We start from the raw sequence: 25,436 nt of genomic DNA, 5'->3' as shown, positions 1-25,436 counted from the left end.
ACCTGTCGGCCACCTGCCCCGGGGAGCTGGGACACTAGGGGTGCGGGCGGCCGCGTCGAGCCTCCCGTGTCCCTCCAGACCGGACAGGAACCGCAGTGCCCCCACAGCCCTCCACCGCCGCCGCGTCGCCCGCCCTCCGCGCGCGGCGCCGCGACCTGCCCGCCACCACCCCGCTGGCCACCTACCGCGCGCTGAGCGCCGCCTTCGGCGCCGAGCGCACGTTCCTGCTCGAGTCCGTCGGCGGCCCGAGCACGGACAGCCGCTTCTCGATGTGCGGCCTCGCCGGGCGCGCCGAGGTGACCGTGACCCGCGGCGTCGTGCGCATCAGCGGCGTCGACGCGATCCGCGACGCGCTCGAGACGATCGTGCGGAACTCCGGGACCGTGACCGAGCGCGACGGGGCCCTGCACCTGGTCGACGACGACGCCATGTGGCGCCTGCCCCAGGCGATCGGCGAGGCCCTGCGCCCCGCCCCTCCGTCCGACGACGGCACCGGGGAGGAGGATCTGGCCCTCTCGCTGCTGTCGGTCTTCGGCTACGACGCCGCTCGGTACGTCGAGCGGCTGCCGCGGACGATCGTCGACCTGCCCGACGCCCCGCCGGACGCGATCTTCGGACTCGTCGACGCGCTCGTGACCCTCGACGCCGACGCGGCCCACCTGGCCGTCGTCACCTCCGAGGCATGGGAGGACCTCGACGCCGAGCAGATCGTCACGGCGCTCGCCGCGGCCGCCGACGCGCCCCCGGGCTCCTCGGCCCCCGAGGTGCCGACGCCCCGCACGATCAGCGACGACATCACCGAGGCCGAGTACCTGCCGCGCGGGGAGCAGTGCCTCGAGCACATCCGTCTGGGCGACATCTACCAGGTGCAGCTCGGCCACTCGATCACCGTCGAGACCGACGCGACCCCGCTCGCCGTCTACGAGCGGCTGCGCGAGCGCAACCCCTCCCCGTACATGGCCCTGCTGCCCGCCGCGGGATACACGATCGTGTGCGCGAGCCCCGAGCTGTTCGTCCGCGTCGAGGGCGGCCGCGCCGTCATGCGGCCGATCGCCGGCACCGCGCGCCGCGGCGGCGACGAGGAGGCCACCAAGGCCGCCCTCCTGGCCGACCCCAAGGAGCGCGCCGAGCACATCATGCTCGTGGACCTGTGCCGCAACGACTTCGGCCGCTTCGCCCGTCCCGGCACCCTCGACGTCGAGACCCTGATGACGATCGAGACGTACTCCCACGTCTTCCACATCGTCTCCCAGGTCGCGTGCGAGCTGACGGGCACGGCGGACGCCTACGACGTGATCCGGGCGAGCTTCCCGGCCGGCACCGTCTCGGGCGCCCCCAAGGTGCGCGCGATGGAGATCATCGAGGACCTCGAGACCTCGCGCCGCGGCTTCTACGCCGGCGCGTTCGGGCTCATCGGCCTCGACGCCCGCGACGCGCTGCTGGGCCTCGCGATCCGCATGGCCGTCCACCGCGACGACCGCTTCGTGATGCGGGCCTCCGCCGGCTTCGTCGCCGACTCCGTGCCCGAGCGGGAGTGGAACGAGACCCTCAGCAAGCTCGCCTCGACCTACTGGGCCGTGTGCGGGAAGGAGATCCGATGAGCGTCGTCCTGATCGACAACTACGACAGCTTCGTCTACATCATCGAGCAGTACCTCGCCGAGCTCGACGAGGACCGCACCGTGCTGCGCTCGGACGCGGGCAACATCGACCGCATCGAGGAGCTCGCCCCGGACTACCTCGTGCTCGGGCCCGGCCCCGGTCACCCGGTGGACTCCGGCCACGTCGAGCTCGTGCACCATTTCGCGGGCCGGATCCCGATCCTCGGCGTGTGCCTGGGCCTGCAGGCCGTCGGCGTCGCCTACGGCGCGACCGTGTCGCCCGCGGCGCACATCATGCACGGCAAGACCTCGACGATCGAGCACGACGGCAAGGGCGTGTTCTCGCGCGAGCAGGGCACGCGGCGCGAGGTCACGCGCTACCACTCGCTCATCATCGAGGAGCCCACGCTGCCCGCCGCGCTCGAGGTCACGAGCCGCTCCCTCGACGACGGCTACATCATGGGCGTGCGCCACCGCGAGCTGCCCGTCGAGGCGATCCAGTTCCACCCCGAGTCCGTCGGCACCGAGCGCGGCATCGAGCTGCTGCGCGGCTTCCACGAGACGTACGTGCGTCCGGCCTGAGGCTCACGGCCCTGCCGCGACGGGGACCGGGCCGGGCGCCTCGGGCTCCGTCGCGGTGAGCACCACGCCGCCCAGGACGAGCGCGAGCGCGACCCAGCCGAGCGGGCCCAGGCGCTCGCCGACCGCGAGCACCGCGAGGATCGTCGCGACGAACGGTTCGAGCAGGGTCACTGTCGTGGCGCGCGAGCTGGGCACCGTGCGCAGGCCCCGCCCGAAGGCCACATAGGCGAGGAACATCGGGCCGATCGCGAGATAGGCGAGCACCGCGAGCGGCGGCACCGGGCCGAGGACGTGCGCGAGCGGGGTGTCGGCGACGGTTCCTGATCCCGTGAGCACCGGGCGACCGACGACCAGCAGGACCGGGACGAGCACCAGCCCGCCCAGGCCGAACTGCGCGGCCACGGCCCCGCGCGACGCATGGCCCTCGCGCATGAGCCGCGCCGCCGTGTAGCTGTAGCCGGCGTAGGTGAGGCCCGCGAGCAGCCCGAGCCCCACGCCGAGGGAGACCTGCCCGCCTGGTCCCGCGGACGCGCCGCCGTGGCCCACGACCGAGAGCAGGGCCACCCCGAGCACGGCCGCGGCGCCCGAGACGGCCCACCGGACGGTGAGCACGGGCCGCCGCTCCGCCGGCTCGAACAGCAGCTCGAGGACCAGCGCGAACACGGGCGCGGTGCCGAGCGCCGTCACGTTGCCGATCGCGACGCCCGCAAGCGACATGCCCGAGTAGAACGCGAGCGGGTAGACGGCCGTGCACAGCGCGCCGGGCACGACCCAGCGCCAGGCGCCCCCGCTCCGGAGCACGGCGGTGGTCGCGCGCGGCGCCGTGAGCGCGAGCAGCAGCCCGCCGACCGCCATCGTCGACGCGCCCGTGGCCAGCGGGCCGATGCCGTCGGGCAGGAGCGTCGCGGCGGTGCCCGTCGTGCCCCACAGCAGGGCGGCCAGCACGATGCCGATCACGGCGACCTCCCTCCGGCTCCCAGGTGCCGGTGCTCCGGGCGAGCCCCGCGGAACGTCCTCCGGCATGCTACGGGGGTTCGACGGCGGGCATGGCCCCGGTCCGCTCAGAGAGCCGCCAGACGCTCTGAGGGGCCGGGAGGCATACGGGACCTCATCTGACCGTCCCCGCGCGGGTCCCAGAGGCCGTCGCGGGCCGTACAGGGGCATATCGCACACGCCGGAGGCATCATTCGTGCACTGTGAAGGGTGATCGGACCGCTCAGATCGGCTAGAATCGACGAGGTCCGGTTTCGCGCGCGTGAGCCCTGGATTCCCCAGGGCACGCTCCGTGCGCCACGCAGATCGGGCCACCTGCATGCCCCCGCCGCGGTCACGGCCGCCCGGGGGACGTCTGAACCCGAGGAGCGGACCCCTTCGTGAGCGAGAACCCCCAGAACGACGGCATCCCCGCCGAGCCGACCGAGTCGGGCGCCGATGCCATCGCGGCCGCGCAGGATGCGACCAGCCCTGACGAGCCGTCGGCGGACGACCACGAGAACCTGATGAACCAGCATTACGAGGCCTCGGACATCACCGTCCTCGAAGGCCTCGAGGCCGTGCGCAAGCGTCCGGGCATGTACATCGGCTCGACCGGCGAGCGCGGGCTGCACCATCTCGCCTACGAGATCGTCGACAATTCGGTCGACGAGGCGATGGCCGGCTTCGGCGACTCGATCGAGGTGACCCTGCTGGCCGACGGCGGCGTGCGCGTGGTCGACCATGCGCGCGGCATCCCCGTGGACATGCACCCCACCCAGAACAAGCCGGCCGTCGAGCTCGTGCTCACGGTGCTCCACGCGGGCGGCAAGTTCGGCGGCGGCGGCTACGCGGTCTCGGGCGGCCTGCACGGCGTGGGCTCCTCCGTCGTCAACGCCCTGTCCACCCGGATGGAGGTCGAGATCCGCCGCCAGGACCACGTGTGGCGCCAGGCCTACCGCCGCGGTGTGCCGCAGTCGCCGCTGGACAAGGGCGAGGCGACCGACGAGACCGGCACCACGATCACCTTCTGGGCCGACCCGGAGATCTTCGAGACGACCGTCTACGACTTCGAGACCCTGCGCAAGCGCTTCCAGCAGATGGCCTTCCTCAACAAGGGCCTGCGGATCACGCTGACCGACGAGCGGGTCCAGGAGCTCGAGCCGCTCGACGACGTCGCCGACGCCGAGGGCAAGGCCCCCGAGCCGGCCGGCCCGAAGACGATCTCGTACCGGTACGAGAACGGCCTGCGCGACTTCGTGCACTACATCAACACCTCCAAGCGCGCCGATGTGATCCACCCCGACGTCATCGACATCGAGGCCGAGGACACCGACGTCATGATCTCCGTCGAGATCGCGATGCAGTGGACCACCGCCTACACCGAGTCGGTCCACACCTACGCCAACACGATCAACACCCACGAGGGCGGCACCCACGAGGAGGGCTTCCGCTCCTCGCTGACCGGGGTGGTCAACCGCTACGGGCGCGCACAGGGCATCGTGCGGGAGAAGGACGCCAACCTCACGGGCGAGGACATCCGCGAGGGCCTGACCGCCGTCGTCTCCGTCAAGCTCGGCGAGCCCCAGTTCGAGGGCCAGACCAAGACCAAGCTCGGCAACACGATCGCCCGCACCTTCGTCTCCAAGGTGATGACCGACCACCTCGCCGCCTGGTTCGAGGCGCACCCCAACGAGGCCCGCGACATCGTGCGCAAGGCCCAGAGCGCGGCGATGGCCCGCGAGGCCGCGCGCAAGGCCCGCGACGCCACCCGGCGCAAGTCGCCGCTCGAGACCGGCGGCATGCCCGGCAAGCTCAAGGACTGCCAGTCTCGCAATCCCGCCGAGTGCGAGGTGTTCATCGTCGAGGGCGACTCGGCGGGCGGCTCGGCCGTCATGGGGCGCGACCCGCGCACCCAGGCGATCCTCCCGATCCGCGGCAAGATCCTCAACGTCGAGAAGGCTCGGCTGGACCGCGCCCTCGACAACCAGGAGATCCGCTCGCTCATCACGGCGTTCGGCACCGGCATCGGCGAGGACTTCGACGCGACCAAGCTGCGGTACCACAAGATCATCCTGATGGCCGACGCCGACGTCGACGGCCAGCACATCTGCACCCTGCTGCTCACGCTGCTGTTCCGGTACATGCGCCCCCTCATCGAGCTGGGCCACGTGTTCATCGCGATGCCGCCGCTGTACCGGTTGAAGTGGTCCAACGCGCCGCACGAGTACGTGTTCAGCGACTCCGAGCGCGATGCGCGCCTCGCGGAGGGCCGCGCGGGCGGCAAGCGCATCCCCCGGGACAACGGCATCCAGCGGTACAAGGGCCTGGGCGAGATGGACTGGAAGGAGCTCCAGACCACGACGATGGACCGCGACGTGCGCACGCTCAAGCAGGTCACCGTCGACGAGGCCGCGGACGCCGACGCCGTGTTCGCCGTGCTCATGGGCGAGGACGTCGAGTCCCGCCGCAAGTTCATCCAGGAGAACGCCAAGGACGTCCGGTTCCTCGACATCTGAGATGAGAGCGCGCCCCGCCCTGGCGGGGCGCGCCGTCTCCGACACCTCGTCCTCGCACGTCACAGCCCGAAAGGCACACCTTCATGAGTGACACCCCCACCACTCCCGCCGGCCCCACCGGGGACCCCGACGAGGAGGCCACGCACAGCGCCCAGAGCGATCCTCTGACCGACGGCGGCACCGCCGCCGCCGGACCGAGCGCCGCGGAGCAGGGCCTGGACCCCCTCGAGACCCTCGTGGACGCGGTCGACGAGGGCGACCAGGTCACGCAGGTCGACCTCAACCAGGAGATGCAGCGCTCGTTCCTCGACTACGCGATGAGCGTGATCGTGGACCGCGCCCTGCCCGAGGTGCGCGACGGCCTCAAGCCCGTGCACCGCCGCATCGTCTACGCGATGTATGACGGCGGCTATCGTCCCGAGCGCTCGTTCTCCAAGTGCGCGAAGGTCGTCGGCGACGTCATGGGCAACTACCACCCCCACGGCGACAGCGCGATCTACGACGCCATGGTGCGCCTCGTGCAGCCGTGGTCGATGCGCTACCCGCTCATCCTGGGCCAGGGCAACTTCGGCTCCGCCGGGGACGACGGCGCCGCGGCCTCGCGCTACACGGAGTGCAAGATGGCGCCGCTCGCGATGGAGCTCGTGCGCGACATCGACCAGGACACCGTCGACATGCGCGACAACTACGACGGCACCCTCTCCGAGCCCGAGATCCTGCCCGCTCGCTTCCCGAACCTGCTGGTCAACGGCTCGGCCGGGATCGCGGTGGGCATGGCCACCAACATCCCCCCGCACAACCTGCGCGAGGTCGCCGACGCCGTGCAGTGGCTGCTGACCAACCACGAGGCCACCAAGGAGGAGCTGCTCGACGCGTGCCTCGCACGCATCAAGGGCCCCGACTTCCCGACCGGCGCGACGATCCTGGGCCACAAGGGCATCGAGGACGCCTACCGCACCGGTCGCGGCTCGATCACCCAGCGCGCCGTGGTCTCGACCGAGGAGATCCACGGGCGCATGTGCCTCGTGGTGACCGAGCTGCCCTACCAGGTCAACCCCGACACCCTGGCCCGCAAGATCGCCGAGTCCGTCAAGACCGGCAAGCTGCAGGGCATCGCCGACATCCGCGACGAGACGTCCGGCCGCACCGGCCAGCGCCTCGTGCTCGTGCTCAAGCGCGACGCCGTCGCCAAGGTCGTGCTCAACAACCTGTTCAAGCACACGCAGCTGCAGGAGAACTTCTCGGCCAACATGCTGGCCCTCGTCGGCGGGGTGCCGCGCACCCTGTCGATCGACGTGTTCGTGCGCGAGTGGACCAAGCACCAGATCGACGTCATCGTGCGTCGCACCCGGCACCGTCTGCGCGAGGCCGAGGAGCGGATCCACATCTTCCGCGGCTACCTCAAGGCGCTCGACGCGCTCGACGAGGTCATCGCGCTCATCCGCCGCTCGCCGGACGCCGACGAGGCGCGCAGCGGCCTGATGGAGCTGCTCGACGTCGACCGGGTGCAGGCGGACGCGATCCTCGCCCTCCAGCTGCGTCGCCTGGCCGCCCTCGAGCGCCAGAAGATCATGGAGGACCACGACAAGCTCGAGGCGCTCATCCGCGAGTACACGGAGATCCTCGAGTCCCCGGTCCGCCAGCGGCAGATCGTCTCCGACGAGCTCGGCGAGATCGTCTCGAAGTACGGCGACGACCGCCGCACCGAGATCGTGCCCTTCGACGGCGACATGTCGATGGAGGACCTGATCCCGGAGGAGGACGTGGTCGTCACCATCACGCGCGGCGGCTACGCCAAGCGGACCCGCACCGACCAGTACCGGGCGCAGAAGCGCGGCGGCAAGGGCGTGCGCGGCGCCTCCCTGCGCACCGACGACGTGGTCGAGCACTTTTTCACGACGACCACCCACCAGTGGCTGCTGTTCTTCACCAACCACGGGCGCGTCTATCGTGCCAAGGCGTACGAGCTGCCGGAGGCGCCGCGCGACGCCCGGGGTCAGCACGTCGCGAACCTGCTCGCCTTCCAGCCCGACGAGCGGATCGCCTCGGTGCTCGCGATCTCGGGCTACGAGGACGCCGACTACCTCGTGCTCGCGACGCGCCGCGGCCTGGTCAAGAAGACGGCGCTCACGGCGTTCGACTCGAACCGCTCGGGCGGCATCATCGCGATCAACCTGCGCGAGGTCGAGACCGACGAGGGCCCCAAGACCGACGAGCTGGTCGCGGCCCGCGTGGTCGACGCCGACGACCAGCTGCTGCTGGTCTCACGCAACGGCCAGAGCGTGCGCTTCCCGGCCGCGGACGACGTGCTGCGCCCGATGGGGCGCGCCACGAGCGGCGTCACCGGCATGAAGTTCCGCGGGGACGACGAGCTGTTGGCCATGGACGTGGCCCGCCCCGAGAACTACGTGTTCACGGTGACCGACGGCGGCTTCGCCAAGCGCTCGCCGCTCGAGGAGTACCGCGTGCAGGGCCGCGGCGGCCTGGGCATCAAGGTCGCCAAGCTGCCCGACGACCGCGGACACCTGGTCGGCGCCGCCGTCGTCGACGAGGGCGACGAGGTGCTCGTGGTGATGGAGCGCGGCAAGGTCGTGCGCTCCAAGGTCGCAGAGGTGCCCGCGAAGGGCCGCGACACGATGGGCGTGGTGTTCGCCAAGCCCGACAAGAAGGACCGGATCGTGCTGGTCGCCGTGTCCGCCGAGTCCGAGGAGGACATCGACGCCGAGGAGACCGATGCGGACGTGACCGGTGTCGACGGCGCGGATATGAGCGAGACCGTCGGCGCCGATGATCTAGTCTCGGAGGGGTCCGACAGCCGGTCGGACGCCGACGACGCGACCACCGAGGAGTGATCCGTGGCCCCCACCAGCAATAACCGCTCCGGCGGCAAGCAGGCCTCCTCGTCTGGGGACGGACGTTCGAGCTCGCGCACCGGCAAGGTGACGGCCGGCCCCGCCTCGTTCACGAGCGACGGGGACGATGCCGAGGCGACGGCCACCGCGACGGACACGGTGGCCACGGAGGACTCGAGCGCGACGTCCGCGAGCCGCACCGAGCGCACCGGGAACCCCGCGAAGAACAGCGGCGCCGCCCGCGGGACGAAGGGCCGCGGTCGCTCTCCGCGTCGCATCCGCCTCACCCTCGCGCGCCTCGACCCGTTCTCCGTGATGAAGCTGTCCTTCCTGCTCGCCGTGGCGATCGGCATCGCGACGGTCCTCGCCGTGGCGATCCTGTGGGGCGTGGTCGACGGGATCGGGCTGTGGGACTCGCTCAACAAGCTGGGCGAGGACCTCAACGGCGGCACCCCGCTGCCGTTCATGGAGATGTTCACCTTCTCCAAGATGGTCAGCTATGCGACCGTCGTCGCCTTCGTCAACCTCGTGATCATCACGGCGCTGGGCACGCTCTTCGCGTTCCTCTACAACATCGTGGCCAGCCTCCTGGGCGGCCTGAAGATGACGTTCACCGACGAGTGAGACGTGGCGGGCGGGCCCGATGCCGCCGCACCGGGACCACGTTCGCACGGCGCCCCGGGGACGACCACGGGGCGCCGTGCGTCTGCCGAGGTCGTCGCGAGCAGACCGGCGTCGCGGTGTCGCTGTGACCTCGCGTACAGCGGCCGATCCCGGTTGGACGCGGCGCGCAGGAGCCCGGTAGTGTTGTGCGTCGGCAGGCACGCCCGAGCATGGCTCGGAAGTCCCGCCTCCGGGCCTATAGCTCAGTCGGTTAGAGCGCTGTCCTGATAAGACAGAGGTCACTGGTTCAAGTCCAGTTAGGCCCACTCCCCGGATCGGAGGATCTGATGAAGAAGTTCCTGACGTCCGTCCTGCTCATCGCGGGATCCGTGATCGGCGGCCTCCTGGTGTGGCGCAAGGTCGAGGCAGACCGCACGGACGACCTGTGGGCCGAGGCCGAGAAGGCCTCCGCCGACCTGGACGCCGCTCGCACCGTCCAGCACTGAGAAGCCTGCATCGCCCTCGCGATGCCGCGCCACCGGCGCAGGCCGCCTCGCGCGGCACGAGGGGCCTTGGCGCAATTGGTAGCGCACCTGCTTTGCAAGCAGGGGGTTACGGGTTCGAGTCCCGTAGGCTCCACATAATCGGCAACGTTCGAACCTTGCCCCGTTTCCATGCGGGTGGAGGTTCGGGCGTTGCCGTTGTTCGTGTTCATGCTGGTGTTGAGGATCATCGTGACGGGTTCGGCGGTCTCGATGGTGACCGTTTCGTCGTCGTCGATGATGATCTTGGTGAACAGTGCCCGGTTGAGCATGCGTCGTTCGGCGGGTTCGGCTGCGGTGTAGAGGTCTCCGAGGTTGGTGAGGATGCTCAGGATCGCGTCGAGTCCGTCTCTGGCTCCGTCGTAGAGGGTGTCGAGCTTGTCGAGCCGGCTGGTGATTGTGGTGAGGCTGGCGCGGATGCGTTCTTGTTCGGTCTTGAGCAGGTCGAGGCTGATCGCGTCGGCGTAGTGGGCTTGGAGGAGTTTGAGCTCCTCAGCTTCGAGCTTGTTCTTCTGGACGGTCAGGGTCTGCCGTTCGTCACTGGATGAGGCTTCGAGAGTGTCGAACACCCCGCCGAGAACGTTCTTCACCTTGGCTGCGTCCTCGTGGTCGAGGCCGACGTGCTGGTAGGCGGCTTCGATGGCGTCTTCGACCCGGTAGGTGAGGATCGCGGTGCGCTGTCACTGGTTCTTCTTGAAGCGGCGGCCGGTGAAGGTAGCCCCGTGCATATGGTCGCCGGCGTCGTCGTAGGCCGTCGTAGGCGTTGCTCCGTTGGTTGAAGCGCCCTGGGTTTCGTTCCGTGGTCACATCGCAACGGGCGCTGCGTCGTGGTCGTGAGTGTAGGCCGCTTCCGCCTCCGCTGGTGTGCGGTAGGCGAGGGCTTCGTGGAGCCGGGTGGTGTTCCACCAGTGGACCCAGCCCGTGGTGGCAATCTCCACGGCGCTGACGGACTCCCAGATCCGTTTGGCGTGGATCAGCTCGGCTTTGAACAGCCCGTTGACGGTCTCGGCAAGGGCATTGTCGTAGGAATCTCCGACGGTGCCCACTGACGCGGTGACCCCGGCGGCGATCAGGGCGTCGGAGTAGGCCAGGCTGACGTATTGGGCGCCGCGGTCGCTGTGATGGGTCAGCCCCTCCTTGCCGCGGATCGCGCCGGTGGAGACCAACGCGTGCTCCAATGCCAGCAGCGGTAACCCCGTGGTGTGGAGGCTGCCCGAGACGGCCCAGCCCACGATGCGGCGGGTGAACACGTCGGTGATGAACGCGACGTAGCAGAAGCCCGTCAGGATCCTGACGTAGGTGATGTCAGCAACCCATAGCTGGTGGGGCCGATCTGCAGCGAAGCGGCGTTCTACCAGGTCGGGGCGGGTATCCGGCTTGCCAGAAGGGCGGGTCGTGACCGGCTTGCGTCCACGCCGTGCTCCCTGGAGACCGGCGGTTTTCATCAGCCTCGTGACCTGGTCGCGGCCGACCGCCCAGCCGGCACGGGCCATCGCGTGGTGCATCTTCCTGGCCCCGTAGACACTGTAGTTCTCCGCGTGGATCCGTATGAGCTCCTCGAGCAGCAGGACGTCTCGCAGAGCCCGCGCCGAGGCGGGCCTCGTTTTCGCGGCGCGGTAGCCGCGCGAGGTGATGAACCCACATTCCGTCGCGCTGAGCACGCGACAGATGGCCTCGACCCCGAACTGATCGCGGTGTTCGTCGATGAACCGGATCATCTCGTCGTGGGGCGGTCGAGTTCCGCTGCGAAAAAGCCGAGGCCTTGCGCAGGATCTCGTTCGCGCGGCGCAGCTCGAGGTTCTCCGGCTCTTCATGAACGAGGGTGTAGTCGGTTGAGCGCGTCGGTGGCCGGGTAGGGGTCGAGGTCTCCCGGATGATGGAAGTTCTTCACGCTCGCCATCCCGAAAGACCTCGACGTGCTCCACCCTACTTTCGCGACCCCTGACCTGACCACGTTCTGCCGCCTCGACGAGCTCGGCCTCGTCGCCGTCGGCCAGCTGATCGAGCCGGATCGGGCCACGATCGAATGCCGCGTCGTCGGGGACGACCCGTGGTGTCGGAAGTGCGGTGTCGAGGGCGTGCCGCGGGACACGGTCACGCGTCGACTGGCGCACGAGCCGTTCGGGCACCGGCCGACGACCCTGCTGGTGCGGGTGCGCCGGTACCGGTGCGGACACTGCCGGCGCACGTGGCGGCAGGACATGACGCGGGCAGCGGCGCCGCGTGCGAAGATCTCCCGCGGCGGCCTGGAGTGGGCGCTGCGGGGCATCGTCATCGACCACCTCACCGTCACCCGCGTCGCCGCAGGTCTCGGGGTGTCCTGGAGTGCCGCGAACGCCGCCGTCCTCGCGGAAGGCAAGCGGCGCCTGATCGACGACCCCGCCCGGTTCGACGGGGTCACCACGATCGGTGTCGACGAGCACGTCTGGCGACACACGAGGCTGGGCGACAAGTACGTCACCGTGATCATCGACCTCACGCCCGCGAGGAACAAGACCGGGCCGGCGAGGCTGTCCGCAAGCTCGGCCGGACCATGAAGCAGCGGGCGGGCGACATCCTCGCGTTCTTCGACCGCCCCGGCACCAGCAACGGCCCGACCGAGGCCATCAACGGGCGACTCGAACACCTCCGCGGCTCCGCCCTCGGCTTCCGCAACCTCACCCACTACATCGCTCGGTCGCTGCTCGAAGCCGGAGGGTTCAGACCCGCGCTACACCCTCGTTCGTGAAGAGCCGGTTCTCCCTGCGCAGCCTGGTGATCTCCTCGGCTTCAGCAGTGGTCACCCCGGGGGCTTCACCATGGTCGATGCGGTCCTGCTTCCACCAGTTCCGCAAGGTGTGGGGCGAGATCCCGCCGAGGGCCTCCCCGACGGCGGTGCAGGCGACCCAGCCTGAACACTGCTCGGCACGGACTCGCTCCTCGATGAGCTGCAGGGCTCGCGCCTTGAACTCCGGGCTGTACTTCTGGGGCATGTCCCAATCCTCCTTGAGGAAGTAGGTCGGAACGAAACCCAGGGCGCTTCACTCAGCCACGAGGGCCTGTTGGAGGACCAGGGCCGCGACCCGATCAGCTGGTTCGGTGAGCACGGCGTCCGCCGCCACCACGTCCTGGCCGACGCCATAGACGTCGCCGCCCGCTACGACCGCCACCGGCGCGACTTCGACGCCGACGGCCCGCACGTGGTCACCGGCCCGGTGTTCGTCGAGGGCGCCGAGCCGGGTGACGTGCTCAAGATCGAGACCCTCGACCTGCGCACCCGCGTCCCCTACGGCGTGGTCAGCTCCCGACACGGCAAGGGCACCCTGGCCATCACCCCCAACGGCACTCCCCCGGCCGGCATCAGCCTGGCCGAGGTGATGCCGCCACATGCCACCGACGGCCGAGCCACCCACGACCCCACCGGTTACGGCAACGTCTCGGTCTTCGCCGACATCGTCGATGGCCGCGCCCGGATGCGCGCCGGTCGGCGCCATGTCCATTTCCCACTGCAGCTGTTCTTCGGGATGATGGGCGTCGCCCGCTCGGAGGCGACCACGCTGAACGACCCGTCCGCGCACTCCGTCCCTCCCACCCCTCGGTGGCGGCAACATCGACATCCGCCACCTCGGCCTGGGCAGCACCTTCTACCTGCCCGTGGCGGCCGAGGGCGCCCTGTTCTACGTCGGCGACCCGCACCACGCGATGGGCTCGGGCGAGGTGGCACTCACTGCGATGGAGGGTTCCCTGCGCGGCACCTTCCGCCTGTCGGTCTGCAAGAAGGGGTCTGGGGATGCCCCGTCGGTCGCCTTCCACCACCCCTTCGGCGAGACCCGCGACGCGTGGATCCCGATCGGCCTCAGTGACCCTGACGGCCTGGTCGGCGGCGACGACACCGACCTGAACGTGGGGCGATGCGCAGGGCGGTCATCAATGCGCTCGACCACCTGCAGGTCGACGTGGGCATCCCCCGCGCTGTCGCCTACGCCTACCTGTCGGCGGCCAGCGACTTCTACGTCAGCCAGTTCGTCGACAAGACCACCGGCGTGCACGGCCTGATCCGCAAGTCCGACTTCTGCTGAGACCGGGGCCCGACCGCCGTGACAGGGCTCATGGCGGCCGGTGGCACCGTCGCGCTCCGACGGGGTGCTGGCCTGCATGCCAGGGCTGGCACTCCAGCGTGCCTCCCGGGTTGGACGGTCAAGGCCGCGAAGCCGGTTCCGCAGGGCCCGGGAGGTGCCACCCGTCGCGTTCGACCTCCTTCTCCACCCCGCCAGGCACCTGCGCGTCGTCCACGCCCAGCACGGTGTGCTGGGCGTGACGGCCATGGTCGAGACCTCCCCGTCCTGACAGGAGGTGCGCTGCGCGTGCACCTCCACGTCGCGATGCCGGCCGGTTGCGCCCGGCCCCTGGGCGTGGGGCCCGGGGTCGGTCTTCTGCTACGACCGGGGCAGGCCGGCCGACCACAGCGCCGCGGCGATCAGGGCGGGCTGGCCGAACAACCGCGCGAGTCGCTTGCCATCGGTGTCGAGGCCAAAACCGTCTCGCCGCGCCGCATACTGGTCGATGTTGCCGGGGAAGACCGCGGCATAGAACCCAGCCAGGGCACCACCGGTCAGCATGCGATGACGCGGCAGCGCCAGCATCGCGCTGCCGGCCAAGACTTCGGCGACGCCGGAGCCGATGACCACGGCATCCTTGTCACCGGGGAACCAGTCGGGCACCTGTGCCTGGAACTCCTGGCGCTTGAAGCTCAGGTGGGAGACGCCGGCGTAGACCATGAACGCTCCGAGCGCGATTCGTGCGAGTTCTTGGGAGCGGTGTGTGGTGGGCATGGAAATGATCCTCCTGGATGGTGGTTGTCACTCGAGTTGGGTGGACAGGTCGTCCAGGAATGCCTTCACCTGGACGAGCTTTTCTGGTGGGCCCGGGTAGAGCGCGAGCATCTGTGCGGGAACTCCGGTTGCCCTGCACCGCAGCGAACTCCCCTCCTGGGTCAGGCTGATCAGGCGGCGCCGTTCGTCGTTGCCACTCCACGACCGGGTGACGAGACCAGCCTGCTCCAGCCGTCGCAGCAGGGGGGTCAGGGTGCCGCTGTCGAGGTGCAGCCGAGCTCCGATGTCATTGACACCGACGGGCTTGTCAGCGTGCCACAGGACGAGCATGACGAGGTATTGGGGATAGGTGAGGCCGATGTCCTCGAGCAGTGGCCGGTAGGCGCGCGTCACCGCCCTGCTGGCCCTGTACAGGGAGAAGCAGAGCTGCTGGTCGAGGTCGGGGATCTGGTCACTCACACCCCAAGCCTACCTCAGACACAATCTGATTGTGTGCAATCCACTTGTGCGCTATGTTGTCTCTGCAATCGCGAGGCAGGAGAGGCCTCGCACACACGCCACCCAGGAGGCACCATGATCGAGATCGAGCCCGTCTACACCACCGAGGCCATCGCCACCGGCGCAGGCCGCAACGGCCACGTCCAGACCGCCGACGGCCGGCTCTCGTTCGACCTGGCCATCCCGCAGGAGATGGGCGGCAGCGGTGAGGGCGCCAACCCCGAACAGTTGTTCGCCGCCGGTTACGCCGCCTGCTTCCACTCCGCCCTGCAGATGGTGGCCCGCCACGCGCACAAGGATCTCGGCGATTCGTCGGTGGGTGCCCAGGTGAGCATCGGCAAGGCCGGTGAGGGTTTCGGCCTGGCAGTCACCCTTGAGGTCGTCATCCCCGACCTGCCCCACGACGAGGCGCAGCAGCTGGCCAACCAGGCCCACCAGGTGTGCCCCTACTCGAACGCCACCCGCGGCAACATCCGCGTCGACGTCGTCGTCGTCGACGACTGACCCTCCCGCCTCGCCGCGACACCAACGCGTTGGGCCCCACCCACCGCGCCACCTGCACCGCCCCAACCATCGCCACAATGGAGGCAACCATGACCACCTACCGCACACAGAACCCCTCGACAGGCAAGGTCGTCCGCAGCTGGGACTCCCTCGACCCACGCGAGGTGGGCACGGCCATCGACACCGCCGAGGAGGCCTTCACCTCCTGGCGGCGCACGAGCGTCGAGGAGCGCGCCGGTGTGCTGGCCCGGACCGCGCACCTGTTCGAGCAGAGGGCGGAGGAGCTCGCCGGAATCGCGGCCTCCGAGATGGGAAAGCCCGTCTCCCAGGGCATCGCCGAGGCGCAGCTGGTCGCCCAGATCTTCGACTACTACGCCCAGCGCGCCGACGAGCTGATGGCCGACGAGGTCCTGCCGGACCAGGGGGCGAACTCCTCCCGCGTGGAGAAGCAGCCCCTGGGCGTCCTGCTGGGCGTGATGCCGTGGAACTTCCCCTACTACCAGCTCGCCCGGTTCATCGCACCCAACCTGCTGCTCGGCAACACGCTGCTGCTGAAGCCGGCCTCGATCTGCGCTGCTTCCGCCCTCGAGATGGAAAAGCTCCTCGACCAGGCCGGTCTGCCGAAGGGAGTCCACCAGACGCTCCTCGTGGACAGCTCCCAGATCGCGGACATCATCGCCGACCCGCGCGTGCGCGGTGTCTCCCTCACCGGGAGTGAGGGCGCGGGGGCCTCGGTCGCCGCCGCAGCCGGCAAGCACCTCAAGAAGGTGGTGCTGGAGCTCGGAGGTTCCGACCCGTTGATCGTCCTCGGTGGTGACATCGACGCGGTGGCGAGCACCGCCGCCCGGGCGCGGTTGAGCAACGCCGGCCAGGCCTGCAACTCGCCCAAGCGGATGATCGTGGTCGACGAGTTCTACGACACCTTCGTCGACAAGCTGTCGGCTGCCTTATCCGCAGCGGTCGTCGGGGACCCCCAGGATGGGGCCACCGACGTGGGCCCCATGTCGAGCACCGATGCCCGCGACGAGCTGATGGAGCTTGTCGACGATGCCGTGGGCCACGGCGCCCACGTCCTCGTCGGCGGCCACCCGCGCGAGGGTGCCGGCGCCTTCATGGAGGCGACCGTACTGACCGACGTGACCCGCGACATGCGGGCCTGGTCGGAGGAGCTGTTCGGACCGGTCGCGGTCGTGTTCCGCGCCGCGGACGTGGACGAGGCCGTTGCCCTGGCCAACGAGACCGACTTCGGCCTGAGCGGCTCGGTGTGGTCCGACGACCTCGAACTCGCCGAGGCCACCGCCCGCCGCCTCGACGTGGGCATGGCCTACGTCAACGAGCACGGCACCAGCCTCGCCGGACTGCCCTTCGGCGGCGTCGGCCGCTCTGGCTTCGGCCGGGAACTGGGCGACTACGGCGTCGACGAGTTCGTCAACAAACGTCTGGTCCGCGTTTCCGACCCCGTGGGTCCTGAGCAGTGAACCCCGCCCCAACCCGGGGCACAGCCACCCCTGACCATGGAACCACTCCACGAGACATCGAAAGGAAGATGCCATGTCCCGCATCCTGATGATCCTCACATCCCACGACCAACTCGGTGACACCGACCGTAGGACCGGTTTTTGGCTCGAGGAGTTCGCCGCTCCCTACTACGTGTTCCGCGATGCCGGACACGACATCACCCTGGCCTCGACGAAGGGCGGGCGACCGCCGGTCGACCCGACCAGCACGCTGCCGCAGATGCAGACCGACTCCACCCGTCGATTCGAGGCCGACGACGCGGCCAAGGCTGCCCTGACGACCAGCACCCCTTTGTCGGAGGTTGACGTGAGCCAGTTCGACGCGGTCTTCTACCCGGGAGGCCACGGCCCGCTGCGGGACCTCGTGGAGGATCCCACCTCGCAGCAGATCATCCTCGACAGCGGCGCCGCCGGCAGGCCGCTGGGCCTGGTCTGCCACGCCCCCGGCGTGCTGCATGCCATCAAGAAGCAGGACGGGACGTCGTTCATCACCGACCGTTCGGTGACTGGCTTCACCATTGCGCGGAGGAGGCCGCCGGGCTGACCGACATCGTCCCGTTCCTGGTCGAGGACTCCCTCAAGGAAGCGGGCGCCCGCTACAGCAAGGGCCCCGACGGTGACAGCTACGTCGTCACGGACGGCACGCTGGTCACCGGGCAGAATCCGGCCTCGTCGGCTGATGCCGCCCGCCGCCTCCTCGACCTGCTGACCCACTGACCACCACCCACCCACTCACCCACAGGAGTACAGGGATGACCACACACACCCGCGAGATCCACCTCGCCTCCCGCCCCGACGGGAAGCCCACCCTTGACAACTTCCGCACCGTCGAGGTCGACCTGCCCGATCTCGACGACGGTCAGGTCCTCGTCCGCAACACCATCATGTCGGTGGACCCGTACATGCGCGGCCGCATGAACGACGTCGAGTCCTACGTGCCCCCCTTCCAGATCGACCAGCCGCTGGACGGCGGCGCCGTCGGCACGGTGATCGAGTCACGGGTGGAGCAGTTGCCCGTGGGCACCAAGGTGACCCACGGCCTCGGGTGGCGGGAACACGCCATCCTGGCCGGTGATGCGGTGCGACCGTTGACAGCCCGGGGCATGCCGGACAGCGCCTACCTGGGCGTACTGGGCATGCCCGGCCTGACCGCCTACGCGGGTTTGCTGCTGGCCGGCGAGATGCGTGAGGGCGATGCCGTCTTCGTCTCCGGCGCGGCGGGAGCAGTCGGCTCGGCCGTCGGACAGATTGCCAAGCTCAAGGGCGCTTCCCGGGTGATCGGCTCGGCTGGCACCCCCGAGAAGATCGCCCGTCTGGAGGAGCTCGGCTTCGATGCTGCCTTCAACTACCACGACGGCGACGTGACCGAGCAGCTCGCGAAGGCCGCCCCGGAGGGCATCGACGTGTACTTCGACAACGTCGGCGGTGACCACCTGGAGGCCGCGATCGCGAACCTGCGCACCGATGGCCGGGTGGCGATGTGCGGGGCCATCAGCCAGTACAACTCCACCGAGCCGGCCTCCGCCCCGCACAACCTGGCGCTGGCCATCGGCAAGCGGCTCACGCTGCGTGGGTTCGTGATCGCCAAGTACGCCGAGCAGACGAGGGCGGACTTCGAGCGGGACATGGGCCGTTGGATCGCCGACGGCTCCATCCACTGGGACGAGACCGCCCGTGACGGTCTCGACGCCGCCCCACAGGCCTTCATCGATCTGCTGGACGGTGCCAACACCGGCAAGATGATCGTGAACCTCTGAGCAGGTCATCGGCTGCCTTCGTCCGCGGTGACATCACCACGGACAGTTGACCGGGGGGACCTCCGAATGGGCTGGGCGTTGGCATGCCCATGATCCTGCGGAGGTCCCCCCGGTGCGCCCCGAGGCCTGGTGGCCGCCAGGCAGGGGGTCGTCTCGAATGGCCGCTGTCCCCCGGTGGACTGGACGCATTGCTCCACAACCTCTCGCAACGCCTGGTGCAAGCCCCTGCGCTTCCTGCCATCCCGGCCGAGGCGGAGACCACGGCGAGTTCGACCCCACCTGCACGGCGCCACAACGGCCGCGACGTCATCCTCATCAGCGCGGTCACCCTACAGCGAACTGTTCGCCTGGACCTCCGGTGCTGGTCGGTTGGTGAGGGGGGCTGGCTCCGCGACGTCCTTCACGTCGACGCCTGAACGGCCGAGCTCCCGCATGCGGCGCACCAGCCTCAGCGTGGTGACGGCGGCCTGCTGGTAGCCGACGCCCCTCGGCGGCCGCACGTTGCTGATGCAGTTGCGCTCCGCGTCGTGGCGTCCGGGGCGTGGCTGGTGGGTGATGTAGATGCCCAGACTGTTGACGGCGCTGAGGCCCGGACGCTCGCCGATGACGACGAGCATCGTCTCGACGCCCAACTGCTCGCCAACCTGGTCGCCGAGCGCCACGCGCGCCTGCGTGGCCAACACCGGCGTGGCCACGCTCGACTCCTCGCCCAGAACATCGACCAGCCGTCGTACCAGCGCGACGCCATGGGTGGCGACAGCCTGCGGCGACAGCCCGTCAGCGAGCAGGATGCCGATGCGAGCCGGTTGGGCGTCGAGGTGGACGTCGGGATGGAGCTGGCGGCCGAGGTCGGGGCGGCGCAGGTAGGTGGCACGGTCGGCGGCACGACTGGTGACCACCGGGACCTCGCCCAAACCGGCCTCGCGCAGCGCGTCGACCAGCGCGGCGGTGTCGAGGTCCACGTGGACGGCGTCGCGGGCGGCGGCGTGTGCGGCACGCAACTCACCGACAGCCCGGGTGGGCAGCGAGTCACCGGCACGCCCCAGGCCGACGCGGGCCTGTGTGAGCTGACGCAGCTGCTCCCAGGAGCCGGTCGCGGTGGTGGACCGGGGGCCGTGCCTACCGCCGGATCGGCCGCGCCATCCTCTTCGCCTTCGAGGAGACCGTCACCGCCGCGGAGCTTCCGTCCGGCCGCGTCCTCCTCCCGGAGCAGCTGCTGGAGTCCCTGACCGCGCTCGGCCTGCCCCTCGCCGACGCCCTCGTGTGGCGACAGCAGTTCCTCACCGACGTCTTCGGATTCACCCTCTTCATCGACCATGCCCACGGTCACGCGACCGATGAGAAGCGCCGGGCGATCCTCCACCCGGTGCAGGAGGACTGGCTCGAGGCGCACCCCGGCGCCCGCGCGCCGCTCTCGCGCCGGGCGCTCGCGCTCCCGCCGTCGTCCGCCGACGAGCTGTTCGAGCGCATGATCGACCGGGCGATCCGCTCCATCGACGACGCCCTGGCCGCGTGAACGCCGAACGGATCCCGAGCGGGCCCTGAGCGCGCTTCCTGCCGCATCGCTCAGGGCACGAGCCCGCCCAGCAGCAGGCCTCCGGCCGACGCCACGAGGCTGACCCCGAGCATGCCGCCGCCGTGGAGCAGCGCGGCGGCGCAGCGCCGTTCCCGCAGCAGCCGTGCGCCCTCGACCGCAGCCGTGCTGAACGTCGAATAGCCGCCGAGGAACCCGACGCCGAGGACCGTGCGCACGTCCTCCGCGCCCGCGTGGGCCAGTACGTATCCGGTCAGCAGGCCCAGCAGGAGACAGGCGCTCACGTTGATGACCACGGTGCCCATAGGCACCGAGGCGCGGTTGTGGCGGGCGATGGCAGTGTCGAGCAGGAAGCGGGCGGCGCCCCCGAATCCGCCGGCGACGGCGGTCGCCATCAGCAGCAGCATCACCGCACCTGCTCTCTCGAGGCCGACCGCCGGTCCATGAGCGCCGTCGCCGCGGCCAGGCCGATCGCGGCGGCCGCGACCCCGGCGACGAGGCTGATCACGGCATACAGCACGGCGAGGAGCAGATCCCCCGAGCGTGCGAGCTGGTCGATCTCCAGCGCGTACGTGCTGTAGGTGGTGAACCCGCCGATCACACCCGTGCCGCCGGCCAGTCGCACGACACGGCGCCGACCGGTGTCCTGGCCGAGGCGCCCGAGCGTCTCCAGCAGTGCGCCGAGCACGAGGCTCCCGACCAGGTTGATCACGAACGTCGGCCACGGCCACGTCGCGGCCGCACCGGCGAAACCCTGTTCGATGCTCGCCCGCAGCAGCGTGCCGACCATGGAGCCGAGGCCCACCAGGGCGGCGAAGCCGAGCAGGCGGTCCGGGGGGCGCCGGCGGAGGGGGCGGCCCCCCGCATCCGGGCCGGTGTCGGTGTTCATGCGTGCTCCCGCCGGTCCCATGCGCTCGCCGTCTCCTTCCAGTCGACGACGCTCAAGGGCACCGTGATCACCGGTCGATGCTGGTGCTGGGACAGGTGCACCGCGACCGAGCCCTCGAACAGCTGCCGCAGGCCCATGTCACGGCGGGGCGTCCTGGTGCCCACCACGATCGCCGCGGCGTCCACTGCCCGGGCGAGGTGGGTCAGCGCACGATCGGGGCGCCCGGCGAGATACCGGAACTCCCACGGCGCCTGCGTCGTCGACAGCACGTGGGTCAGGTGGTCGACGATCTGCTGGGCGACCAGCTCCCACCGGTCGTCGAGACCGTCGGGGTCGATCGGCTCGTGGACGACCGAGCCGTCCGGGCGTTCCTCGCGAACCGTCCGCGACGGGTCGGAGTAGGCGAAGTACATCGCTCTCGCCCCGGTGGCCTGGGCGATCGAGGCGGCGGTGAGGGTGACCAGGTCGGGCAGCTCCGGGACCACGCCGACCACGATGGGATGCCCGGCGAACGGCGTGATTCTGTCGACTGCAGGCTGGGGTGGCATATGGGCCATCGCGAGTCCCCTCCGGGCAGAGTTCACCTGCCCCGTCATCATGCACGGTGCAGGAACCATCAGCCGGTCGGCGGTTCGGGGCATGCCCAGGCGGGATCCATCGCCGCATCGATCCTACCGCTGTGAGCGGGGGGCCCGGCGTTCGAGGTCCCAGATCCACAGCTGCTGAAGCCGATGCGTCAGCGTTGTGCACCGGAGCTCGACGTCGGGGCAGGGTGCTCTCGGCAGCCTCAGCGGTCGCCGGGGGCCGCCTCGTCGAGCACCTCCAGCACCGCGTCCCCGTACTCGGCCAGCTTCTTGGCCCCCACCCCGCTCACCTGTCCGAGCGCCCCGATCGTGCGGGGGCGGGACTCGACGATCCCCACGAGCGTGGCGTCGGAGAACACCATGTAGGGGGCGATCTTCCTGTCCTGCGCGACGCTCGTGCGCCAGGCCCGCAGGGCCTCGAAGACCTCCCGCTGAGCGGGCTCGAGGGCGTCCGCCGGGCGCGACCGGGACCCGGTCCCCGTCGAGCGCGAGGCCTTGCCGCCGGCGGGCGCACGATCGACCGCGAGCTCGACCGTCACCTCGCCGCGCAGCACGGGGCCCGCGTGCGCGCCGGCCACGAGCACTCCGTAGTCGCCCACCGCCTCGACGATCCCGCGCGCCAGCAGCTGGCGCAGCGCGGTGCGCCACTGCCGCTCGGAGAGGTCCTGCCCGATGCCCCACACGCTCAGCTCGGCGTGGCGGGACTGCCGCGAGCGGTCGTTCGCCCGGCCCAGCAGCACGTCGATCACCTGCCCGGAGCCGAAACGCTGATCGCGCTCACGGTCGAGCCGGATGATCGCCGAGAGGAGCTTCTGCGCGGCGACGGTCGCATCCCAGGTCTCCGGCGGGTTCAGGCACGTGTCGCAGTTGCCGCACGGCTCCGACTCCTGGCCGAAGTACCGCAGCAGCTGCACGCGTCGGCACGTCACGGTCTCGCACAGCGCGAGCATCGCGTCCAGGTGGGCCCGGGCGTTGCGCTTGAACTGGTCGCTGCCCTCGCCGGCGTCGATGAAACGGCGCTGGCTCACGACGTCTCCCAGCCCGTAGGCCATCCAGGCGGTCGACGGCAGGCCGTCGCGGCCGGCACGGCCGGTCTCCTGGTAGTAGCCCTCGATCGACTTGGGCAGGTCCAGGTGCGCGACGAAGCGGACGTCGGGCTTGTCGATCCCCATGCCGAAGGCGATGGTCGCGACCATGACCAGGCCGTCCTCGCGCAGGAAGCGCTCCTGATGAGCGTGACGGACCTGCGCGTCGAGACCCGCGTGGTAGGGGAGGGCTGGCACGTCGTGCTCGACGAGCCACGCGGCGGTCTGCTCGACGCCGCGGCGCGAGAGGCAGTAGACGATGCCGCACTCGCCGTCGTGCTCGGTGTGGATGAGCCGCAGCAGCTGGTCGCGGGCCCTGTCCTTGGGGCCGATCCGGTACTGGATGTTGGGGCGGTCGAAGCTCGACACGAAGTGCCGGGCGTCGTCGAGGCGCAGGCGCTCGGTGATCTCCCGGTGCGTCTCGCCGGTGGCGGTCGCCGTGAGCGCGATGCGCGGGACCTGCCCGAACACGTCCGCGAGGACCGACAGCCCCAGGTAGTCGGGGCGGAAGTCGTGCCCCCACTGGGCGACGCAGTGCGCCTCGTCGATCGCGAACAGGGCGAGCTGGGCGCGCTGCAGGAGGTCGAGGGTCCGGGGCAGCACCAGACGCTCGGGCGCCATGTACAGCAGGTCGAGCTCGCCGGCCAGGAGCTGCTGCTCGACGGCCTGCGCCTCGTGCGGCTCGAGCGTGGAGTTGAGATAGGCGGCGCGGATCCCGAGCTGGTCGAGGGCGGAGACTTGATCGGCCATGAGCGCGATGAGAGGCGAGATGACGATGCCGGTCCCCGGCCGCAGCAGCGCGGGGATCTGGTAGCACAGCGACTTGCCGCCGCCCGTCGGCATGAGCACCACGGCATCCCCGCCCGAGGCGACGTGGTCGATGATCTCGGCCTGCTCGCCGCGGAACGCGTCGTAGCCGAAGACGGTCGACAGCACGTCCAGAGCGCGCGAGGGCGAAGCGCTCGCCGCCGGGGCCAGGGGATCGACGGGATCCGGTGCGTTGGTGATCGCCGAGGTGGGGAGGGGGCCGTCGTCCATGGGTATCAGGGTAGGGGCTCTCGCGGGAACGCCCCGCGGTCGTCGGCGGAGGTCTGCCACCCCTCGGGTACTGGTACCATCGCTTGGTACCAGTACAGACGAGGGAGCGCCATGTCCATCAGTGCGAGTGAAGCGCGCAAGACCCTGTTCCCGCTCATCGAGCGCGTCAACGACGATCGGGATGCCGTGGAGATCGTCTCCCGCAAGGGCAACGCGGTCCTGATGTCGGCCGACGAGTACGCGGCGTGGCAGGAGACCGCCTATCTGTTCCGATCGCCGCGGAACGCCCGGAGGCTGCTCGACGCGTACGAGCGCGCTCGCGACGGCCGGACCGAGGTCCACGAGCTCGATCGGGAGGACTGAGTGCGTCTGGTGTGGGACCGCTCCGCGTGGGAGGACTACACCTCCTGGCAGACGTCCGACCGCAAGATCCTCAAGCGGATCAACACTCTCCTCGACGCGTGTCTGCGTGAGCCGACGACGGGCCTCGGCAAGCCCGAACCTCTCAAGTACGGGGCCCAGGGAGCCTGGTCGCGGCGCATCACCGAGGAGCACCACCTCGTGTATCTCGTGGACGGCGACGATCTGGTGATCCTCCAGGCTCGATACCACTACTGAGGACGCGGCAGGGCGGTGCCGCCCCGCCGATGACCTCCTGATCCGAACCTCCACCGCGCCCTTGAGCGATCAGAGCTCGGTGACGACGCCGTCGTACGCGGCGCAGAAACCCACCTCCGCCGCCGCGCGCTCGAGGTCCACGTGCGTGGCCTGCGCGTTGTGCGAGAAGTGGTTGGCCATGCAGAACGTGCCCTCGTGCACGAGCCCGGGGTCGCGGAGCCGATCCCGTGTCTGCACGTTCTCGGCGAGGTTCATGTGCACGCCGCTGTGGATGTCCCGCGCACCGGACGTGCAGTCCATCGAGACGTAGTCGTAGACGAGGCCGGCGTCCTCGATCTGCTTCCATGCCGTCTCGGAGATCGGTCCCGTCTCGTGCATGTACAGCAGTGCCTTGTCGCCGTCCGTGATGCCGTAGAAGACGCAGTCGCCGTCGTGGTGGCCATGGGCCGCCTCGACGACGAACACCCGGTACTTCCCGTCGAGCACCTCGAAGGAGTCGCCGCCGGTGACGACCTCGTAGCGCAGGCGCGACGGGTCGCGCATCTGCTCGAGCCCGAACGCCCGCTGGTAGAACTCCTGGACGGTCTGGGTGCCGTACACCGTCATCAGCTGATCGAAGTCGTTGCCGTAGGCGCCCATGCGATAGGCGAGGTCCTCGCCGTAGAAGTGGTCGGAGTGCCAGTGGGTGACCAGCAGCACCGAGAGATCGGCCAGCGGCACATCGTGCTGGACGTAGTGCAGGTAGCTGTCGCCACCGAAGTCGATCAGCAGGTCGTCGTCGACGAGCGCCTGCGCCTGGGTCCGCTTCTCCTTGCCTCCCACCTGCTTGGCGTTCTCGCAGATCCTGCACTTGCAGAAGATCGCGGGGATCCGCTCGGCGGCGGCCGTCCCCATCTGCTTGATCCTCATCGTCGGGTCCTCTCGGTCTCGT

25 protein-coding genes, 2 tRNA genes, 4 pseudogenes and 1 riboswitch are annotated in these 25,436 nt (G+C 70.0%); of the genes and pseudogenes, 20 read left to right on the top strand and 11 right to left on the bottom strand.

The features are described 5' to 3' along the window. The first annotated feature begins 95 nt into the window (after nt 1–95). Entirely contained in the window at nt 96–1,601 is a 1,506-nt protein-coding gene (locus BRM3_RS04145) for an anthranilate synthase component I family protein (protein ID WP_263594834.1), read from the top strand. After that, nucleotides 1,598–2,182, top strand: coding sequence for an anthranilate synthase component II (locus BRM3_RS04140; RefSeq protein ID WP_263594833.1), 585 nt, complete (start codon nt 1,598–1,600; stop codon nt 2,180–2,182). Before BRM3_RS04145 ends, BRM3_RS04140 begins: the two co-directional genes overlap by 4 nt. A 3-nt stretch (nt 2,183–2,185) precedes the next feature. Here BRM3_RS04140 and BRM3_RS04135 read toward each other — a convergent pair whose 3' ends face one another. Continuing rightward, nucleotides 2,186–3,139 carry a DMT family transporter gene (locus BRM3_RS04135; RefSeq protein WP_263594832.1) on the bottom strand — a complete coding sequence of 318 codons (954 nt, stop codon included), beginning with the start codon at nt 3,137–3,139 and terminating at the stop codon, nt 2,186–2,188. 542 nt (nt 3,140–3,681) lie between these two features. Between BRM3_RS04135 and gyrB the strand changes: the two genes are divergently transcribed. The 7 genes from gyrB to BRM3_RS04100 all read left to right on the top strand — a co-directional run bounded on the left by gyrB (nt 3,682) and on the right by BRM3_RS04100 (nt 10,218). Further along, a complete protein-coding gene (gene gyrB, locus BRM3_RS04130) occupies nt 3,682–5,673 on the top strand; it encodes a DNA topoisomerase (ATP-hydrolyzing) subunit B (protein ID WP_263595389.1) in 1,992 nt (663 codons plus the stop codon). Between the two features lie 83 nt (nt 5,674–5,756). After that, a complete protein-coding gene (gyrA, locus tag BRM3_RS04125) occupies nt 5,757–8,525 on the top strand; it encodes a DNA gyrase subunit A (RefSeq protein ID WP_263594831.1) in 2,769 nt (922 codons plus the stop codon). 3 nt (nt 8,526–8,528) lie between these two features. Then, nucleotides 8,529–9,149, top strand: coding sequence for a DUF3566 domain-containing protein (locus BRM3_RS04120; protein WP_263594830.1), 621 nt, complete (start codon nt 8,529–8,531; stop codon nt 9,147–9,149). Between the two features lie 231 nt (nt 9,150–9,380). After that, nucleotides 9,381–9,454 (top strand) — tRNA-Ile (locus BRM3_RS04115). Between the two features lie 21 nt (nt 9,455–9,475). Beyond that, nucleotides 9,476–9,634 carry a DLW-39 family protein gene (locus tag BRM3_RS04110; RefSeq protein ID WP_263594829.1) on the top strand — a complete coding sequence of 53 codons (159 nt, stop codon included), beginning with the start codon at nt 9,476–9,478 and terminating at the stop codon, nt 9,632–9,634. Nucleotides 9,635–9,694: 60 nt separating this feature from the next. Next, nucleotides 9,695–9,767 (top strand) — tRNA-Ala (locus BRM3_RS04105). A 22-nt stretch (nt 9,768–9,789) separates the two neighbouring features. Next, nucleotides 9,790–10,218, top strand: a complete 429-nt coding sequence (locus BRM3_RS04100; protein ID WP_263594828.1) for a hypothetical protein — start codon at nt 9,790–9,792, stop codon at nt 10,216–10,218. A gap of 255 nt (nt 10,219–10,473) precedes the next feature. Here BRM3_RS04100 and BRM3_RS04095 read toward each other — a convergent pair. Next, nucleotides 10,474–11,557, bottom strand: a pseudogene (locus BRM3_RS04095) (IS3 family transposase); the annotation flags it as partial. A 29-nt stretch (nt 11,558–11,586) separates the two neighbouring features. Between BRM3_RS04095 and BRM3_RS04090 the strand changes: the two are divergent. Beyond that, nucleotides 11,587–12,398: pseudogene (locus BRM3_RS04090) on the top strand (transposase). Here the strand turns inward: BRM3_RS04090 and BRM3_RS04085 are convergent. Then, a complete protein-coding gene (locus tag BRM3_RS04085; RefSeq protein ID WP_263594827.1) occupies nt 12,370–12,642 on the bottom strand; it encodes a transposase in 273 nt (90 codons plus the stop codon). The pseudogene BRM3_RS04090 and the gene BRM3_RS04085 overlap by 29 nt on opposite strands. Nucleotides 12,643–12,849: 207 nt before the next feature. Between BRM3_RS04085 and BRM3_RS15110 the strand changes: the two are divergent. The 3 genes and pseudogenes from BRM3_RS15110 to BRM3_RS04070 form a co-directional block, all read left to right on the top strand. After that, nucleotides 12,850–12,903 (top strand): annotated as a pseudogene (locus BRM3_RS15110) (hypothetical protein); the annotation flags it as partial. 400 nt (nt 12,904–13,303) lie between these two features. After that, nucleotides 13,304–13,372 (top strand): annotated as a pseudogene (locus tag BRM3_RS04075) (hypothetical protein); the annotation flags it as partial. A gap of 188 nt (nt 13,373–13,560) precedes the next feature. After that, nucleotides 13,561–13,728 (top strand): hypothetical protein, encoded by a 168-nt coding sequence (locus tag BRM3_RS04070; protein WP_225911270.1) that lies wholly within the window; start codon nt 13,561–13,563, stop codon nt 13,726–13,728. Between the two features lie 357 nt (nt 13,729–14,085). On the opposite strand, the gene BRM3_RS04065 is transcribed toward BRM3_RS04070, so the two are convergent. Beyond that, entirely contained in the window at nt 14,086–14,481 is a 396-nt protein-coding gene (locus tag BRM3_RS04065; RefSeq protein ID WP_263594826.1) for a DoxX family protein, read from the bottom strand. 27 nt (nt 14,482–14,508) lie between these two features. Beyond that, nucleotides 14,509–14,940: a MarR family winged helix-turn-helix transcriptional regulator gene (locus tag BRM3_RS04060; protein ID WP_263594825.1), complete on the bottom strand. Its 432-nt coding sequence runs from the start codon at nt 14,938–14,940 to the stop codon at nt 14,509–14,511. Nucleotides 14,941–15,054: 114 nt separating this feature from the next. On the opposite strand from BRM3_RS04060, the gene BRM3_RS04055 reads away from it, so the two are divergent. From BRM3_RS04055 to BRM3_RS04040, 4 genes are all read left to right on the top strand, one after another. Next, on the top strand, nt 15,055–15,483 hold the full coding sequence (locus BRM3_RS04055; RefSeq protein ID WP_263594824.1) for an organic hydroperoxide resistance protein: 429 nt from the start codon (nt 15,055–15,057) through the stop codon (nt 15,481–15,483). Between the two features lie 89 nt (nt 15,484–15,572). Further along, on the top strand, nt 15,573–16,961 hold the full coding sequence (locus BRM3_RS04050) for an NAD-dependent succinate-semialdehyde dehydrogenase (protein WP_263594823.1): 1,389 nt from the start codon (nt 15,573–15,575) through the stop codon (nt 16,959–16,961). A gap of 73 nt (nt 16,962–17,034) precedes the next feature. Next, entirely contained in the window at nt 17,035–17,544 is a 510-nt protein-coding gene (locus tag BRM3_RS04045; protein WP_263594822.1) for a type 1 glutamine amidotransferase domain-containing protein, read from the top strand. Nucleotides 17,545–17,752: 208 nt separating this feature from the next. Further along, nucleotides 17,753–18,757: an NADP-dependent oxidoreductase gene (locus BRM3_RS04040; protein ID WP_263594821.1), complete on the top strand. Its 1,005-nt coding sequence runs from the start codon at nt 17,753–17,755 to the stop codon at nt 18,755–18,757. A 329-nt stretch (nt 18,758–19,086) separates the two neighbouring features. On the opposite strand, the gene eutC is transcribed toward BRM3_RS04040, so the two are convergent. Further along, nucleotides 19,087–19,803, bottom strand: coding sequence for an ethanolamine ammonia-lyase subunit EutC (gene eutC, locus BRM3_RS04035; RefSeq protein ID WP_263595388.1), 717 nt, complete (start codon nt 19,801–19,803; stop codon nt 19,087–19,089). A 215-nt stretch (nt 19,804–20,018) separates the two neighbouring features. On the opposite strand from eutC, the gene BRM3_RS04030 reads away from it, so the two are divergent. After that, the gene (locus tag BRM3_RS04030) at nt 20,019–20,273 is read left to right on the top strand and encodes a hypothetical protein (protein ID WP_263594820.1); all 255 of its coding nucleotides are present in this window, start codon (nt 20,019–20,021) and stop codon (nt 20,271–20,273) included. Nucleotides 20,274–20,323: 50 nt separating this feature from the next. On the opposite strand, the gene BRM3_RS04025 is transcribed toward BRM3_RS04030, so the two are convergent. The 4 genes from BRM3_RS04025 to recQ all read right to left on the bottom strand — a co-directional run bounded on the left by BRM3_RS04025 (nt 20,324) and on the right by recQ (nt 23,887). Beyond that, entirely contained in the window at nt 20,324–20,698 is a 375-nt protein-coding gene (locus BRM3_RS04025) for a fluoride efflux transporter FluC (RefSeq protein ID WP_263594819.1), read from the bottom strand. After that, nucleotides 20,698–21,180, bottom strand: a complete 483-nt coding sequence (locus BRM3_RS04020; protein WP_263594818.1) for a fluoride efflux transporter FluC — start codon at nt 21,178–21,180, stop codon at nt 20,698–20,700. The genes BRM3_RS04025 and BRM3_RS04020 overlap by 1 nt, the downstream gene beginning before the upstream one ends. Then, nucleotides 21,177–21,728: a universal stress protein gene (locus BRM3_RS04015; protein ID WP_263594817.1), complete on the bottom strand. Its 552-nt coding sequence runs from the start codon at nt 21,726–21,728 to the stop codon at nt 21,177–21,179. Before BRM3_RS04015 ends, BRM3_RS04020 begins: the two co-directional genes overlap by 4 nt. A gap of 52 nt (nt 21,729–21,780) precedes the next feature. Further along, nucleotides 21,781–21,851, bottom strand: a riboswitch (Fluoride riboswitch). 116 nt (nt 21,852–21,967) lie between these two features. Beyond that, nucleotides 21,968–23,887 carry a DNA helicase RecQ gene (gene recQ / locus BRM3_RS04010; RefSeq protein WP_263594816.1) on the bottom strand — a complete coding sequence of 640 codons (1,920 nt, stop codon included), beginning with the start codon at nt 23,885–23,887 and terminating at the stop codon, nt 21,968–21,970. A gap of 111 nt (nt 23,888–23,998) precedes the next feature. Here recQ and BRM3_RS04005 point away from each other — a divergent pair, with 111 nt between their 5' ends. Continuing rightward, the gene (locus BRM3_RS04005; RefSeq protein ID WP_263594815.1) at nt 23,999–24,250 is read left to right on the top strand and encodes a type II toxin-antitoxin system Phd/YefM family antitoxin; all 252 of its coding nucleotides are present in this window, start codon (nt 23,999–24,001) and stop codon (nt 24,248–24,250) included. After that, on the top strand, nt 24,251–24,505 hold the full coding sequence (locus BRM3_RS04000; RefSeq protein WP_263594814.1) for a Txe/YoeB family addiction module toxin: 255 nt from the start codon (nt 24,251–24,253) through the stop codon (nt 24,503–24,505). 69 nt (nt 24,506–24,574) lie between these two features. On the opposite strand, the gene BRM3_RS03995 is transcribed toward BRM3_RS04000, so the two are convergent. Further along, nucleotides 24,575–25,414, bottom strand: a complete 840-nt coding sequence (locus BRM3_RS03995) for an MBL fold metallo-hydrolase (protein WP_263594813.1) — start codon at nt 25,412–25,414, stop codon at nt 24,575–24,577. Between the last annotated feature and the right edge of the window lie 22 nt (nt 25,415–25,436).

Origin of the sequence: Brachybacterium huguangmaarense, assembly GCF_025725725.1 — a bacterium.
GTDB classification, from domain to species: Bacteria; Actinomycetota; Actinomycetes; order Actinomycetales; family Dermabacteraceae; genus Brachybacterium; species Brachybacterium huguangmaarense.
This window is presented reverse-complemented; position numbering and strand designations above follow the sequence as displayed.